Annotated in this window: 1 protein-coding gene; it reads left to right on the forward strand. The window is 35.9% G+C overall.

What is annotated here, in order from left to right; all coding sequences use genetic code 11:
- Positions 1-57: 57 nt before the first annotated feature.
- Positions 58-248: tail fiber assembly protein (locus tag OGY33_RS00005; RefSeq protein ID WP_502873592.1), on the forward strand; the 191-nt coding region annotated here is incomplete at its 3' end.

Below are 248 nucleotides of genomic sequence, written 5' to 3' on the forward strand. Positions count from 1 at the left end.
TAAATACAATATTGGTGGAATGAATTCTTCATACTTTATTGCCATAGGGAAATAACCATGTATTTATTTTCGCCAAGCACATTGGGTTTTTATCCCATCGAGATGAAAGAAGAATACCTTACCAATGGTTCATTACCATCTGATGTTATAGAGGTTTCTGATAGCGTAAGAAATGAATATAACTTTGCACCACCTGAAGGCAAACAGCTAAGTTCCAGCCAAAATATGCCTGTCTGGATTGATATTCC

The organism is Citrobacter sp. Cpo032, from assembly GCF_030332975.1.
Classification (GTDB): domain Bacteria; phylum Pseudomonadota; class Gammaproteobacteria; order Enterobacterales; family Enterobacteriaceae; genus Citrobacter; species Citrobacter portucalensis.